Below are 15,181 nucleotides of genomic sequence, written 5' to 3' on the forward strand. Positions count from 1 at the left end.
TCTGCAACCCTAAAAAAACCCGCCATCGGCGGGTTTTTTCTTGCCTGTAAAATGCTCAGGCGATCTTCTTCAGTTTTTTGATGTCCAAAACATCCAACTTGCCGTCAAGCCGGCTGACGAACTGCTGAAAATGCGCCGTCTCATTATGCTTATCCAACGCTTCGCTGCTGGCCCAACGCTCAAAGAACACGAAGACGCCCGGCTTTTCCAGATCGCGATGCAAATCATACTGCAGGTTGCCCAACTCCTGGCGGCTCGGCTCGATAATGTCGTGCACCGCTTCGCTGACGGCGGCTTCAAATCCCGCTTTCGCTTGCAGGGTGGCGATAACGCGTACTTCCATTGTTTTCTCCCTTTCCACTTGATGAAGGTCGACGGTATTGGCGTCGGCATCGTTGAAATCTCTGCCACTATGCGCCCGCCGCCCTATTGATTTCAACTTGTCGCCAACAAACAGATGCATCTCAGGCACTTTCCGCTTATCCTTACACCCCGGCGTGAATAAACCCATTATTCGCTTTTCATTAGACGTATTTGACCGCCGGAGCCTAGCTAGATGACCGCACAACCTCAAGTTCTGAAAATCCGCCGCCCAGACGACTGGCATATCCACCTGCGTGACGACGAGATGCTGAAAACGGTGGTGCCCTATACCAGCCAGGTATTTGGCCGGGCGATCGTGATGCCGAACCTGGTTCCCCCCGTAACGACCGTGGCCGCCGCGCGCGCCTACCGCGATCGCATTCTGGCGGCGGTCCCGCAGGGCCACAACTTCACTCCGCTGATGACCTGCTACCTGACCAACTCCTTGGCGGCCAGTGAACTGGTCAACGGCTTCGAGCAAGGGGTGTTTACCGCCGCCAAGCTGTATCCGGCCAACGCTACGACCAACTCCAGCCACGGCGTCAGCGACGTGACCGGCATTTACCCGCTGTTCGAACAGATGCAAAAAATCGGCATGCCGCTGCTGATCCACGGCGAAGTGACCGATCCTGCCGTCGATATTTTCGACCGAGAGGCGCGCTTTATCGAACAGGTCATGGAACCTATCCGCCGCCAGTTCCCAGAGCTGAAGATCGTTTTCGAGCACATCACCACCAAAGAAGCGGCGCAATATGTGCAGGCAGGCAATCGTTTCCTCGGCGCCACCATCACGCCACAGCACCTGATGTTCAACCGCAACCACATGCTGGTGGGCGGCATTCGCCCACACCTGTTCTGCCTGCCGATCCTCAAGCGCAATGTCCACCAGGAAGCGCTGCGTCAGGCAGTCGCCAGCGGCTCGGATCGTTTCTTCCTCGGTACCGACTCCGCGCCGCACCTCAAGCACCGCAAAGAGTCCAGCTGTGGCTGCGCCGGCTGCTTCAACGCGCCTAATGCCATCCCGGCTTACGCTGCCGTGTTCGAACAACTCGGCGCGTTGGAGCACTTTGAAGCCTTCTGCTCGCTCAATGGCCCGCGCTTCTACGGCCTGCCGGTCAACGAAGACTTCATCGAGCTGCAGCGCATGCCGACCACCCAGCCGGAAGAGATCGCCCTGGGCAATGAATCCGTGATCCCCTTCCTGGCCGGTGAAACCCTGAATTGGTCGCTGAAAGACTGATATTTTTGTTTCGCCCTCTTGCCCCCGCGCTCGGTTAACTGTATAAATAAACAGTAAATCGCTTCGGGGGCAATTATGCGTGTTGAAGTCACTATAGATAAAACCCGGCCGCTGCCGGCGGGCGCCATTGAGGCGCTGACCGGCGAACTGGGCAAGCGGGTCAATCGCCAGTTTCCAGACGCCGTCGTGCAAGTACGTTATGCCGGCGCCAACGGCCTCTCCGTGCTGGGGGGCGCCAAAACCGACCGGGATCTGATCGAGGAAATCCTTCAGGAAACCTGGGAAAGCGCGGACGAGTGGTTCAGCGCAGAATAACACTGCAATGCTGTTTTTGCCGGGGGTCGCTCTCCGGCTTTTTTGTTTCTGGCGCCCTGCCCATTCATCGCTTACCCTTACTCTGGAACAAAATGCGCCTCAGCGCTGTATTTAACGCAAAGGAGTAAACATGGCCCCGGACAAGGTGAAATCCGAAGACGCAATGACGTTTGGCGAACTGCTGGCGCTGATAGCCGATCAGAAAAGGCGCTTGAACGTATTGGAAGTGGCTTTCTCTTATCTGGCCTTCAGCCTGGATGATAAAGCCAACCAAAGGCTGATCCACAGCCTGAAGCTGGAATCACATAGCCAGAATCGCGACGCCGAAACGCAAAAGCATTTCGCCCATTTGGCCGAAGAGCTGGAAAAATGTCTGCATGGCGCATCGCCACCTGCCGACGTGGAATAACGCGCTGCGCATTACTCATCCACCGCTGCACATACAAATTTGTAGAATAATTGTTCAAATAAATATTTATTTTGCAAATTTCGGTGACAACCCCCTCCACCGATGAAAGCGGATGCGTATACTGTAATTGCTCTCATGATGATGAGCCGCATTGATCCTCGTTAGTCACTCACGGTAGTTACTACTCAATAAGGGGTCTTTATGGACAGAAATGATGAAGTAATTCAGACGCACCCGCTTGTCGGTTGGGATATCAGTACTGTCGACGTTTACGACGCCATGATGATACGCCTTCATTACCTGTCTTCACTAGACCAAACGCCTGAAGAAGCCCAAGTAGACAGAACGCTTTGGCTGACCACAGATGTCGCCCGTCAATTAATCAATATCTTAGAGGCCGGCATCGCCAAGATTGAAGCTACGGATTACCAGGATCTTGATCGCAGAAAACATTGATTCATCGTCCCCTACCCCCTAAGGCGCCGCGGCCCATTCCCGGCGCCTTTTTCTTTGCCTTTCGCCGTTCAATCAGTGCATTGCGCTCGGCAACCTTTTATCATGGGGCGATAAGAAATCGCTATCAGAGAGGGTGGGCACGTGGAATATGATTTGATTGTGGTGGGCAGCGGTTCAGTCGGCGCGGCGGCAGGGTATTACGCTACCCGAGCCGGCTTGAAAGTGCTGATGATCGACAGCGCCATTCCCCCACACCGCAACGGCAGCCATCACGGCGACACCCGCATCATCCGTCACGCTTACGGCGAAGGTGAAAAGTACGTGCCGCTGGTGCTGCGCGCACAGGCGTTGTGGAATGCGCTGATTCAGCAATCCGGCGAGGAACTGTTCCAGTCGTGCGGCGTGCTCAATTTGGGGCCGCAGCACTCCGAATTCATTCGCAATGCTCAGCAGAGCGCGCAGAAATTTCGCCTGAACGCGCAAACCCTCAACGCCGAACAAATCGCTCAACGCTGGCCGGAATTCCGTGCGCCGGAAGGTTACGTCGGCGTTTTCGAGCCGGACGCCGGCTTCCTGCGCTCCGAGCTGGCGGTTGCCAGCCTGATCAAGCTGGCGAAAGAGGCCGGCTGCAGCCAGCTGTTCAACTGCCCGGTCAGCGCGGTGGAACCTATCGATGACGGCGTTGCAGTCGTCACCGGCGAAGGGCGTTTCACCGCGCGAAAAGCCGTGGTCACCGCAGGCACCTGGGTGAAAGCGCTGTTGCCGCAGCTGCCGATCGCGCCATTGCGCAAGGTATTCTCCTGGCATCAGGCGGACGGCCGCTACAGTGTGAACAACCGCTTCCCGGCCTTTACCGTCGAAGCGCAGGACGGCACGCACTACTACGGCTTCCCGGCGGACAACGACGGCCTGAAAGTGGGCAAGCACGACGGTGGCCAGCCGATGGATGCCCCCGAGCAGCGCAAGCCCTTCGGCAGCTACGCCAGCGACGGCACCGAAGTCTTCACCTTCCTGCGGCAGTTTTTGCCGGGTGTAGGCGTATGTTTACACGGCGAAGCCTGCAGTTATGACATGAGCCCCGACGAAGACTTTATTATCGATACCCTGCCGGAGTGCGATCGCCTGATGGTCATCAGCGGATTGAGCGGCCACGGCTTCAAGTTCGCCAGCGCGTTGGGTGAGATTGCCGCGCTGTTCGCGCAGGACAAAGCGCCGCCGGTCGATGTCGCCAGCTTTGGTCTGAAACGATTTAGCTAAGCGAAGGATTTCTCTGTCCAGGTTGCCGAAGAGCCTTGGGCAGAGAAATTTGACGGTTACAATTCATTAACATGCTAACTCTTTTAAATACCAAGTAAAAATTCTGATAACGGAAATTTCTTGTATTCAGCATTTGAATTTCCGAATTGAACACTTGCAGTGTAAGTCCTATTTTACAGAAGATATGCTCCATCGGCTTTCAACAAGGACGTCACCATGAAACTACTTGTCGTGGACGAATGCTGCTTCACCCGGGTCGGTATAGCCAGCTACTTTGCTGATAGTGGGATTACGACGATCAAGTGCTGCCACAGCATTGAGTACGCTACGCCGCTGTTGGCCAGCTTTCAGCCGAGCCACATTCTGGTGAACCTCAGCAACCAGTGCCGCTATAACGAAGCGGACGCACAGCTGCTGGCGTTTATGGAAGCCAGCCAGGCTGCTTTGCTGTTTATCTATCTCGATACGCCTTACCCCTACAGCGAAACGCCAATGCGCATCGCCGATAACGCGTTTCTGTTCAATAAAAGCATTCTGCCGCTCACCTTGCGCACGCTGCGCGAAAATCCGCTGGCGCTGGCCGATGACGGCGAAGAGCGTTCCCTGTTCAGCCCGCAGGAACTGACGGTAATGAAGTATTGGATGGCGGAAATGCCCAACTACCGCATCGCGAAAAAGCTGCAGATCAGCTCACATACGGTATACGTGCACAAGCGTCACATCACGGAGAAGATCAACGCGCGCAACCGGCTGGAGTTCTACTCGCTGTATAACGTGCTGCGTTATTTCTACCCGCCAAGCACACCAACGAATTCAACGCCGTTGGCGCTGCTGGCGGTGTAACATCAAGCCTGCGATAACGCAGGCTTTTTTATCGCCACTCTTCCAGCACTCACGTGCGGCGCGCTATAAAAGACGCAGAGAAAAGGACTATAATCAAAGGTCTCTTTCTTCAGGCGGCTGAAATGTTAAACCGAATACTGGCGGCTATCGTCAACAACGTGCGTGAGCACCTGGTGCTGTACCTTTGTCTGTGGCTGGTGCTGCTGGCGCTGGATGTCTATTTTTTCTTCGTGATGTAACCCATGCCGTCTTCATTTCCCCGCTTGAGCTTCAGCCGCTTCGGCGATCCCGCCCAGGTGCTGGCACTGCAGCAGGTGAACAGGCCGACGCTGCGCCCCGGCCAGCGGCTGCTGCAGATGCGCTATGCCCCGATCAACCCTTCCGACCTGATCCCGATTCACGGTCAATACGCGCACCGCATCGCCCTGCCGCAGGTGCCGGGCTATGAAGGCGTAGGCGTCATCGTCGATCCGCAAAGCGGGCGCTCGACCGGCCGACGCGCGCTGGCGGTAGCGGGTGGCGGCAGCTGGCAAACCTTCGTCACGCTGCCTGAGGATCGGGTGGTCTGGGTGCCGGACGACATCGACGACGCCGGCGCGGCGCAAATCTATATCAACCCGCTCACCTGCTGGGTGCTGCTGACGCAATGGCTGCCGCTCAACGCCGGCGACGTGCTGCTGCTCAACGGCGGCGGCTCCGCCGTTAGCCTGCTGTTGGCGCAGATGACGGCGCTGCGTGGTATCCGCCTGGCGGTGGTGGTGCGCAACGTCGCTCATCGCCCGGCGCTGCTGGCCGCCGGCGCCTGGCGCGTTATTGAGGCGCCGCAGCTGGCGCAAATGACCCACTTTGGCGCCCGCGCCGCTATCGACTGCATCGGCGGAGAAGACGGATTGCAGCTGGCGCGGGCGGTTCGCACCGGCGGCGACTTTGTGGCGCTGGGCCTGCTGGGTGGGCGCCAGGTGGACTGGCGGCGCGTGGTGGACGAATTGAAGCTGCGCGCTTCGCTGTTCCACCTGCGTAAATGGAATGCGCAGGCCGCGCCGGCGCAGTGGCAAACAGCGTTTTATCAGCTATTCCAGCTGCTGCGGCGCGGCCAGCTGGCGTTGCGCCCGCCCGCTGCGATTTACCCTTTATATCAGTACGCAGCGGCGCTGCAGCACGCCGCCCAACCCGGCGTCAACGGTAAAATATTCCTCACTCCGGCGCCGCCGGAGGCTGGCGCGGCGGGCGGCCGTCGCCCAGGATAACCGCCAGCCGATAGCCGCCCTCGGTGGTCTCCAGCGCGATGCGCGCAACAATTGTCAGCGGCACCGACAGCAGCATGCCCACCGGGCCGAGCAGCCAGCCCCAAAAAATCAATGACAGGAACACCACCAGCGTCGACAACCCCAGCCCGCGCCCCATCACCCGCGGCTCGAGGATATTGCCGATCACCATGTTGACAGCGATAAAGCCGCCCGCCACCACCAGCGCATCGCCCAATCCGTTGAACAGCAGCGCCTGAATCAGCGGCGGAATGGCGGCCAATACCGAGCCAATATTGGGAATATAGTTGAGCAGAAACGCCAGCAGCCCCCAGATAAAGGCGAAGCGTACGCCGACCGCCGCCAGGAAAATCCAGACGATCACCCCGGTAGCCAGGCTGATGATGGTTTTTATCACCAGATAACGCGTCACGCCGTCCAGCGCCCGCCGCATCGCCGCGAGGCCTTCGTTCGGCTTATCCAACGCCTGTTGCAGCTTATAAGGCAACAGCTGCACTTCGAACAACATAAACACCACGGTCATCAGCAGCAGGAAGACGTTGGTCATGGCGCCAGACAGGTGCCCCAGCATGCGGGTAACCAGATTCATCGCCGCGCTGGGATCGACATATTGCAGCATCGCTTCGCTGGAGAGGCTGATATTGAAGCGATCGGCGTAATGCTGCAGCTCGCGCAGTTTCTCGATCATCATGCCGCGGTACTGCGGCAACGAACGGGCGAACTCATTGAGCGAAGCGCCCAGCATGCCGATAAACAGCATCACGACCACAATCACCGCCGTCACCAGCAGCGTCACCCCAACGATACGCGGCACCCGTCGGCGTTCCAGCATCGCCACCAGCGGGTTCAGCACCATGGCGAGGAACACCGCCAGTAGAAACGGCACCACGATGTCGGCGGCGGCTTTCACCCCAGCCAGAATGATCACCAACATCGCCAGCAGGACGGCCAAACGCAGGCTGTTGTCGGTTACACGGGTTCGGCCCATCACGTTTCCTTGTTATTTCACTGGTTTAACCGGCCACAAAGAGCCGACGCTTGGCGCTAATGGTAGCAAAGTCCGCCGTTATGCCGCAGAGGGTTACGCATAACCGTTCGAAAAAATTAATCTTTCCGCCCTGCTCTTCGCCGCGAGAAATAGGCATAACCTTTGCCAACAAATAATCCCATCGAGCAATTTATGGACGCTTTACGTAAAATGACAAAAGCTGACATTAATAGATAATAAGCCTAATTTTCAACAACTAGCATAATCGTTACGTGAAAGAAATAATATCATCTTCAACGATTTATCTGATGAACCCCGAACATCTCAAACAAATTCACTGACTAATATTTCTAAGAAGTAACATAGTTAAATTTATTATTGATTTTATGTTTCCTAAAGTTTAATTATTGCAGCCAGCCAATCGGTAATCGAAGGAAACAGGATGCTCTGGAAAAATACCGCCGATCGTTTCGGCCATGTGTCAGTGTTGATCCACTGGCTGGTGGCGCTGACGGTGTACGGCATGTTCGCGCTCGGCCTGTGGATGGTCACGCTGGGCTATTACGACGTCTGGTATCATCAGGCGCCGGAGATCCACAAAAGCATCGGCGCGCTGCTGTTCAGCGTGATGGTGATCCGCGTGATCTGGCGTTTTGTCTCGCCGCCGCCCAAGCCTCTGGCCAGTTATGGTCGCCTCACTCGCGTTAGCGCCATTCTCGCGCATCTGGCGCTATATGCCGTGCTGTTCGGCATTCTGATCAGCGGCTATCTGATCTCGACCGCCGACGGCCAACCGATCAGCGTATTCGGCTGGTTCGACGTGCCAGCCACCGTAACCGGCATGGCGGAACAGGCCGATACCGCCGGTGCCATACACCTTTACCTGGCCTGGGCCGTGGTAGTGCTCTCGGTACTGCACGGACTGGCCGCGCTTAAACATCACTTTATCGATCGTGATGTCACTTTGAAACGGATGCTGGGTAGCAGCGCCGATTAACCTTTGGATTTATGGAGATTGCTATGTTGAAAAAGACCGTATTGGGCCTGACCGCAGGCGCCCTGCTGCTGAGCGCCGGTTCCGCACTGGCGGCGGACTACAAGATCGACAAACAGGGCCAGCACGCCTTTATCGAGTTCCGCATCCAGCACCTGGGTTACAGCTGGCTGTACGGCAGCTTTAAAGACTTCGACGGCGGCTTCACCTTCGACGAAAAAGATCCGTCCAAGGACAAGGTTAACGTGACCATCAATACCGCCAGCGTCGACACCAACCACGCCGAGCGCGACAAGCACCTGCGCAGCGCCGAGTTCCTGAATGTGGAGAAGAACAAACAGGCCAAGTTTGAATCCACCGAAGTGAAGAAAAGCGGCGACGGTTATGCAGTGGTCGGCAACCTGACGCTGAACGGCGTGACCAAACCGGTTACGCTGGACGCCAAACTGATTGGCCAGGGCAACGATCCGTGGGGCGGCTACCGCGCCGGCTTTGAGGCCAACGGCAAGATCAAGCTGAAAGATTTCGGCATCACCACCGATCTGGGCCCGGCGTCGCAAGACGTTGAGCTGATCATCTCCGTAGAAGGCGTGCGCGAGAAATAAAAAAAAAGCCCGGCTTGGCGGCCGGGCTTCTCATTTGCTCAGGCTCAGCGGGCTGGACCTTCTTCTTCCGGTGCCGGAATGTGCATCGTAGTCTGCAACAAGCCTTTCGACTTATTGAAGATCTTGACGCCGTTTTCACGGCCGGCACGGCGCGCGCGCTGCTCTTCACGCGGCAGCTTCAGCTCTTCGCGGCAAATCTCGCTGCAGCACCCTTCAAACTTGGCGGCGCAGCTCGGGCACTGAATGAACAGCAGATGGCAGCCGTCGTTCTTGCAGTTGGTGTGGGTGTCGCACGGCGCACCGCACTGGTGGCAGTTGGCGATCACATCGTCGGAGATGCGCTCGCCCATGCGCTCATCGAACACGAAGTTTTTGCCGATAAACTTCAGCGGCAACCCCTGCTCTTTCGCTCTGCGGCTGTACTCGATGATCCCGCCTTCCACGTGGTAGATGTTTTTAAAGCCGTTGTGCAGCATATAGGCGCTGGCTTTTTCACAGCGAATGCCGCCGGTGCAGTACATGACGATGTTTTTGTCTTTGCTGTCCTGCAGCATCTCCACCGCCATCGGCAGCTGATCGCGGAAGGTATCCGACGGCACCTCGATGGCGTTTTCGAAGTGACCGACTTCGTACTCATAGTGGTTGCGCATATCGACGAATACCGTATTGGGATCGTCGATCATCTGATTGACGCGATCGGCCTGCAGATACTCGCCGACGTTGCTTGGGTCAAAGCTCTCGTCATCGATGCCGTCGGCCACGATGCGCTCGCGCACCTTGAGGCGCAGCACCCAGAAGGATTTGCCGTCGTCTTCGAGCGCGATGTTCAGGCGTACCTGATCCAGCGCCGGGTGCGAGGCGAACAGCGCGGCTTTGAACGCGTCGAAATTATGCTGCGGCACGCTGATCTGCGCGTTGATACCCTCTTTCGCCACGTAAACGCGGCCGAACACCTTCAGTTTTTCGAACTGAACGTACAGGCTGTCGCGAAACGCCTTGGGATCGTCAATGGAGAAGTATTTGTAAAAAGAAACTGTGGTGCGCGGCTCGGTTTCCGCCAGCATGCGCGCCTTCAGTTCCTCATTAGAAATTCGGTTATGTAACACTGGCATGGTGTACTTTCCTGTCTTTCGGGAGGTGACTTATTTACCGCACGCGGCCTGCCGGCCCGCGCGCGGCGCACATCATACCCGAAAAACCGCCGCCGCGCAGCCCTGGCGCAAACGCCCCGTTCAGCCTCCGCCGCCTTCGGTAAACGCGGAAGCCACTATGCCGAGCGCCATCATCACGCCGGCGAGCGCCAATATCGCGTTCATCTGCAGATGCGCGCCGACGCTGCCGACCGCCGCGCCCAATACCAGCAGCCCCGCACTGATCCATGGTGCCAAAATATTTACCCTCTGAATAATTACCAGCAATAATATCGCCATTATCTTTGGCAGGAAAGATTGTGGAAAAATTCGGCATTCGATGCATATTTAACACCCAAAAAGGGATTTTAATGCGTTGTGTTTTCCCGGATCGCCAGAAAAATGCCACAATAGTCGCAAACAAACGGCAGAAACGAACCTTGCAGCCAAGCTCACCCGGCTGCCAGACCATGCGATGACTCTGTCATTACACTTAAACAACCGTATTCAAACAGAGAACCCATGACTCAAGTTCCTACTTTCAATCGTTCCTTATTGCACCCGCGCTACTGGTTGACCTGGGTCGGTATCGGCTTGCTGTATCTGCTGGTGTTGCTGCCTTACCCCGTCATCTACTGGCTCGGCACCTCGATTGGGCGATTTTCCATGCGCTTTCTCCAGCGACGCGTCGCTATCGCCCAACGCAACCTCGAGCTCTGTTTTCCCGACATGCCGCAGGCCGAACGCGATGCGCTGGTGGTAAAGAATTTCGAATCGGTCGGCATGGGGCTATTTGAAACCGGCATGGCGTGGTTCTGGCCCAACTGGCGCATCGAGCGCTGGTTCAAGGTCAGCGGCCTGGAGCACATCCAAAAAGCGCGCGACAACCGGCAGGGCGTGTTATTGATTGGCCTGCACTTTTTGACGCTGGAGCTGGGTGCGCGCATCTTCGGCATTCATAACCCGGGCATCGGCGTTTACCGCCCGCACGACAACAAGCTGATGGACTGGCTGCAAACCTGGGGCCGCATGCGTTCCAACAAATCGATGCTGGACCGCAAAGACATCAAAGGCATGATCCGCGCCCTGAAACAGGGTGATATCATCTGGTATGCGCCGGATCACGACTACGGCCCGCGCAGCAGCGTTTTCGCGCCGCTGTTCGCGGTGGACAAAGCCGCCACCACCACCGGCAGCTACGTGCTGGTGCGGATGGGAAAACCGGCGATCATTCCGTTCACCCCGCGCCGCCTGCCGGACGGCAAAGGCTATGAGCTGATCATGCAGCCGGCGGTGGAAAACTTCCCGCTGGATAACGAACTCGACGCCGCCGCCTTTATGAACAAAGTGGTGGAGAAAGAGATCCTGATGGCGCCGGACCAATACATGTGGCTGCATCGCCGCTTCAAGACCCGCCCGGAAGGAGAGCCTTCGCTCTACTGATAAAGCAAACCCGCCGCCGGCGGGTTTTTTATTGCGCGCCTCTTGAGAATCGACGGCGAGGGTGGGATGGTAAAGCCTTTACCGCCACCCCCGGAGCCGCTATGTACATTGTCAGCCTGACCTACCATCGCCCGATCGCCGACGTCGACAGCCACCTTGACGGGCACATCGCCTGGCTTAAGAAATATTTTCAGGATGGCACCTTCATCGCCTCCGGCCGCAAGAATCCCCGCACCGGCGGCGTGATCCTGGCCAAAGGCATTGAGCGTGCGCGGCTGGACGCCATCCTCGCCGAAGATCCGTTCAACGCCGTGGCCCACTACGAGGTCACCGACTTTAGCGCCACCACCACCGCCGCCGGTTTCGAGGCGCTGGCCGGACTATAAAACGCTGTAAATTCCGCGCGCTAAGCGCGGAATAAGGTTTAAACGTCTTTTTTAAAACTTTATTTCATTTTTTGCCCAATCCTTGTCCCCTGGTTTGCCGTCGCCGCGCTGGCGGCGCATACTTACCAAGCTAACTTTCACGCTTTGCCCCTTCATCTTGCCGCCGGCAAAGCGCGTCACCTTTCGGCAGTGGACATTTATGGCTTCGGCAGCAGAACCCGTTAACTGGAAACGCAACCTTTTCGTCGCCTGGGTCGGGTGTTTCCTCACCGGTGCGGCCTTCAGCCTGGTGATGCCGTTTCTGCCGCTGTATGTAGAGACGCTGGGCGTAACCGGCCATCAGGCGCTCAACATGTGGTCCGGTCTGCTGTTCAGCATCACCTTCCTGTTTTCCGCTATCGCCGCGCCATTCTGGGGCGCCCTGGCCGACCGACGCGGCCGTAAACTGATGCTGCTGCGCTCAGCGTTGGGCATGGCGATAGTCATGGTGCTGATGGGCATGGCGCAAACGGTCTGGCAATTTCTCGCGCTGCGAGCGGTGCTGGGGCTGCTTGGCGGGTTCATACCCAACGCCAACGCGCTGATCGCCACCCAGGTGCCACGCAACCGCAGCGGCTGGGCGCTCGGCACCCTGTCAACCGGCGGTGTCGGCGGTGCGCTGATCGGCCCGCTGATCGGCGGCCTGTTGGCCGACCTCTATGGTCTGCGCCCGGTGTTTTATATCACCGCAGCGGTGCTGTTCGTCTGCTTCGTGCTGACGCTGCTGTATGTCAAAGAGCAGTTCACCCCGGTACAAAAACGCGACATGTTGCACGCACGGCAGGTGTTTGCCTCGCTCAAAAACCCGAAGCTGGTGCTCAGCCTGTTCGTCACTACCATGATTATCCAGATCGCCACCGGCTCGATCGCACCGATCCTGACGCTGTATGTGCGCGATCTGGCCGGCGCCACCCATAACCTGGCGTTTATCAGCGGGCTAATCGCCTCGGTGCCCGGCGTCGCGGCGTTGATGAGCGCCCCACGTCTGGGCAAGTTGGGCGATCGCATCGGCCCGGAGCGCATTCTGATATGTATGCTGATCGTCTCGGTGCTGCTGCTGATCCCGATGGCCTTCGTGCAAACGCCGTGGCAGCTCGGGGTGCTGCGTTTTCTGCTGGGGGCGGCTGACGGCGCGCTGCTGCCGGCGGTACAGACGCTGCTGATTTACAACTGCACCAATCAGGTGGCCGGCCGCATTTTCAGCTACAACCAGTCGTTCCGCGACGTCGGCAACGTCAGCGGCCCGCTGCTCGGTGCCGCAGTCTCCGCCGGTTACGGTTTTCGCGCGGTCTTCGCCGTCACCGCTTTAGTGGTGCTGTTCAACGCCGGTTATTCCTGGTGGTGTCTGCGGCGGCGGCCGGGCTACATGCGGGAAGACACGCTGCAGGAAGAACAATAGCTGCATTTATCGCCAATTTCCGCGATTAGCCGGATCCACGCCGCGTTTCCCCTACTTTTAATAATGCTTCCTTCGGGCCTGCGAATTTTTGGCTTGCTCGGAACATTCTTAATTCAACATATTGTTTATCAACAATTAATTAACCTTCAGTGCATAAAACCCGCTGTCAATCATATTCCTGTCATAACCAACAGAAAAACCAGAAAAGGAGATGCTTGTCGACTTTTCGTCTAAAAAATGGGATACAGGTACTAGACAAAACCAACGACCAGTTATCAAATGGTTAAATAATATCACGCCAGATGTGAACCATCGGCCAAGTGAAAAAAGGTCAGCACGCTTTCCACGGTTTATCAGCGTTGCAGCCGCGGTTTTGTTGGGTAATCCGCATTGGGCGGATCGCCTTCATTAAATACACATACAACCACAGTACGGGCTGCAGCCATGCAGCGCCTTTTTATTGGGAAATCGTTATGCAATCCTCTGTCAATAAGTCAGAAAGCCGGACCTTCTTCGGCCATCCCTATCCGCTGGGTTCTCTGTTCTTCACCGAAATGTGGGAGCGTTTCTCGTTCTACGGCATCCGTCCGCTGCTGATCCTGTTTATGGCCGCCACCGTGTACGACGGCGGTCTGGGTCTGGCGCGCGAGAACGCGTCGGCGATCGTCGGCATCTTCGCCGGCAGCATGTACCTGGCGGCGCTGCCGGGCGGCTGGCTGGCGGACAACTGGCTCGGCCAACGCAAGGCCGTCTGGTACGGGTCTATCCTGATCGCCCTCGGCCACCTGTCGATCGCCCTGTCCGCGGTGATGGGCACTAACCTGTTCTTCATCGGCCTGATGTTCATCGTGCTCGGTTCCGGCCTGTTCAAGACCTGTATCTCGGTGATGGTCGGCACGCTGTACAAGAAAGGCGATGCGCGCCGTGACGGCGGTTTCTCGCTGTTCTACATGGGTATCAACATCGGCTCGTTCATTGCCCCGCTGATCTCCGGCTGGCTGATCAAGTCACACGGCTGGCACTGGGGCTTCGGCATCGGCGGTATCGGGATGCTGGTGGCGCTGGTGATCTTCCGGGTATTCGCCGTACCGGCGATGAAACGCTATGACCGCGAAGTGGGCCTGGATTCCACCTGGAATAGCCCGGTCGCGAAGAAAAAAGGCGTCGGCGTCTGGTTGCTGGCATTGGCGGCTATCCTGGTGGCCGTCATCGTGCTGATCGCTCAAGGCATCATTGTCATCAATCCGGTCGAAGTAGCCAGCGTGCTGGTGTACGTCATCGCCGCCTCGGTCACCCTGTACTTCATCTATCTGTTCGCCTTTGCCGGCCTGAGCCGCAAAGAGCGCGCACGCCTGCTGGTGTGCTTCATCCTGCTGATCTCCGCCGCGTTCTTCTGGTCGGCGTTTGAACAGAAACCGACTTCGTTCAACCTGTTCGCCAACGATTACACCAATCGCATGGTCGGCGGCTTCGAGATCCCGGCGGTATGGTTCCAGTCGATCAACGCCCTGTTCATCATCTTGCTGGCGCCGGTCTTCAGCTGGGCCTGGCCTGCGCTGGCGCGTAATAACGTGCGCCCGAGCAGCATCACCAAGTTCGTGATCGGTATCCTGTGCGCCGCCGGCGGTTTCGGCCTGATGATGCTGGCCGCGCAGAATGTGCTGAGCAACGGCGGCGCGGGCGTATCGCCGATGTGGCTGGTGGGCAGTATCCTGATGCTGACGCTGGGTGAGCTGTGCCTGAGCCCGATCGGGCTGGCCACCATGACGCTGCTGGCGCCGGAGAGAATGCGCGGGCAAATGATGGGGCTGTGGTTCTGCGCCAGTGCGCTGGGCAACCTGGCGGCCGGTCTGATCGGCGGTCACGTCAAGGCCGACCAACTGGATATGCTGCCGGATCTGTTCGCTCGCTGCTCAGTCGCGCTGCTGATCTGCGCCGCCGTGCTGATCGTGCTGATCGTGCCGATTCGCCGCATGCTGGAAAATACCCAGTCCAAGAGCGCGCAAAAACCGGCGACCAACGCCTGACGGATAACCCGCTTATCTCGCA

At 57.6% G+C, this 15,181-nt stretch carries 18 protein-coding genes; 14 read left to right on the forward strand and 4 right to left on the reverse strand.

The genetic code is table 11. From position 1 onward, the window contains the following. Window positions 1-55: 55 nt before the first annotated feature. Window positions 56-343, reverse strand: a complete 288-nt coding sequence (locus ACUTSC_RS05615) for a putative quinol monooxygenase (protein ID WP_015377446.1) — start codon at window positions 341-343, stop codon at window positions 56-58. 213 nt (window positions 344-556) lie between these two features. Here ACUTSC_RS05615 and pyrC point away from each other — a divergent pair, with 213 nt between their 5' ends. The 8 genes from pyrC (at window position 557) to ACUTSC_RS05655 (ending at window position 6,130) form a co-directional block, all read left to right on the forward strand. After that, a complete protein-coding gene (gene pyrC, locus ACUTSC_RS05620; protein ID WP_443003155.1) occupies window positions 557-1,603 on the forward strand; it encodes a dihydroorotase in 1,047 nt (348 codons plus the stop codon). A 75-nt stretch (window positions 1,604-1,678) separates the two neighbouring features. Further along, window positions 1,679-1,918, forward strand: a complete 240-nt coding sequence (gene dinI, locus ACUTSC_RS05625; protein ID WP_038875499.1) for a DNA damage-inducible protein I — start codon at window positions 1,679-1,681, stop codon at window positions 1,916-1,918. A 130-nt stretch (window positions 1,919-2,048) separates the two neighbouring features. Then, window positions 2,049-2,327, forward strand: coding sequence for a hypothetical protein (locus ACUTSC_RS05630; protein WP_445653166.1), 279 nt, complete (start codon window positions 2,049-2,051; stop codon window positions 2,325-2,327). A gap of 201 nt (window positions 2,328-2,528) precedes the next feature. Next, on the forward strand, window positions 2,529-2,783 hold the full coding sequence (gene bssS, locus ACUTSC_RS05635) for a biofilm formation regulator BssS (protein WP_004927812.1): 255 nt from the start codon (window positions 2,529-2,531) through the stop codon (window positions 2,781-2,783). Between the two features lie 141 nt (window positions 2,784-2,924). Then, a complete protein-coding gene (gene solA, locus ACUTSC_RS05640; protein WP_197768674.1) occupies window positions 2,925-4,040 on the forward strand; it encodes an N-methyl-L-tryptophan oxidase in 1,116 nt (371 codons plus the stop codon). Window positions 4,041-4,256: 216 nt separating this feature from the next. After that, the gene (locus ACUTSC_RS05645) at window positions 4,257-4,883 is read left to right on the forward strand and encodes a LuxR C-terminal-related transcriptional regulator (protein WP_445653167.1); all 627 of its coding nucleotides are present in this window, start codon (window positions 4,257-4,259) and stop codon (window positions 4,881-4,883) included. 122 nt (window positions 4,884-5,005) lie between these two features. Further along, on the forward strand, window positions 5,006-5,122 hold the full coding sequence (locus ACUTSC_RS05650) for a DUF2770 family protein (protein ID WP_004927822.1): 117 nt from the start codon (window positions 5,006-5,008) through the stop codon (window positions 5,120-5,122). Window positions 5,123-5,125: 3 nt separating this feature from the next. Next, window positions 5,126-6,130: a zinc-dependent alcohol dehydrogenase family protein gene (locus ACUTSC_RS05655; protein WP_445653168.1), complete on the forward strand. Its 1,005-nt coding sequence runs from the start codon at window positions 5,126-5,128 to the stop codon at window positions 6,128-6,130. Here the strand turns inward: ACUTSC_RS05655 and ACUTSC_RS05660 are convergent. Beyond that, a complete protein-coding gene (locus tag ACUTSC_RS05660; protein WP_197768671.1) occupies window positions 6,078-7,136 on the reverse strand; it encodes an AI-2E family transporter in 1,059 nt (352 codons plus the stop codon). The two genes, ACUTSC_RS05655 and ACUTSC_RS05660, sit on opposite strands and share 53 nt — an antisense overlap. A gap of 442 nt (window positions 7,137-7,578) precedes the next feature. Here ACUTSC_RS05660 and ACUTSC_RS05665 point away from each other — a divergent pair, with 442 nt between their 5' ends. Further along, entirely contained in the window at window positions 7,579-8,133 is a 555-nt protein-coding gene (locus ACUTSC_RS05665) for a cytochrome b (RefSeq protein ID WP_063989516.1), read from the forward strand. A gap of 23 nt (window positions 8,134-8,156) precedes the next feature. Further along, the gene (locus ACUTSC_RS05670; RefSeq protein ID WP_016928208.1) at window positions 8,157-8,735 is read left to right on the forward strand and encodes a YceI family protein; all 579 of its coding nucleotides are present in this window, start codon (window positions 8,157-8,159) and stop codon (window positions 8,733-8,735) included. A gap of 44 nt (window positions 8,736-8,779) precedes the next feature. Here ACUTSC_RS05670 and trhO read toward each other — a convergent pair whose 3' ends face one another. Then, entirely contained in the window at window positions 8,780-9,847 is a 1,068-nt protein-coding gene (gene trhO, locus ACUTSC_RS05675) for an oxygen-dependent tRNA uridine(34) hydroxylase TrhO (RefSeq protein ID WP_063989515.1), read from the reverse strand. Window positions 9,848-9,967: 120 nt separating this feature from the next. Continuing rightward, window positions 9,968-10,123, reverse strand: coding sequence for a histidine kinase (locus tag ACUTSC_RS05680; RefSeq protein ID WP_443003159.1), 156 nt, complete (start codon window positions 10,121-10,123; stop codon window positions 9,968-9,970). 264 nt (window positions 10,124-10,387) lie between these two features. Between ACUTSC_RS05680 and ACUTSC_RS05685 the strand changes: the two genes are divergently transcribed. From ACUTSC_RS05685 to ACUTSC_RS05700, 4 genes are all read left to right on the forward strand, one after another. Then, window positions 10,388-11,308, forward strand: coding sequence for an LpxL/LpxP family Kdo(2)-lipid IV(A) lauroyl/palmitoleoyl acyltransferase (locus ACUTSC_RS05685; RefSeq protein ID WP_197768670.1), 921 nt, complete (start codon window positions 10,388-10,390; stop codon window positions 11,306-11,308). Window positions 11,309-11,409: 101 nt separating this feature from the next. Next, entirely contained in the window at window positions 11,410-11,694 is a 285-nt protein-coding gene (locus tag ACUTSC_RS05690; protein WP_033655070.1) for a YciI family protein, read from the forward strand. Between the two features lie 199 nt (window positions 11,695-11,893). After that, window positions 11,894-13,132 (forward strand): multidrug efflux MFS transporter MdtG, encoded by a 1,239-nt coding sequence (gene mdtG / locus ACUTSC_RS05695; RefSeq protein ID WP_107226975.1) that lies wholly within the window; start codon window positions 11,894-11,896, stop codon window positions 13,130-13,132. A gap of 473 nt (window positions 13,133-13,605) precedes the next feature. Beyond that, window positions 13,606-15,159 carry an oligopeptide:H+ symporter gene (locus ACUTSC_RS05700; RefSeq protein ID WP_197768669.1) on the forward strand — a complete coding sequence of 518 codons (1,554 nt, stop codon included), beginning with the start codon at window positions 13,606-13,608 and terminating at the stop codon, window positions 15,157-15,159. The last annotated feature ends 22 nt before the right edge of the window (window positions 15,160-15,181 follow it).

The sequence above is a fragment of the Serratia sp. TSA_105.2 genome (genome assembly GCF_052692115.1).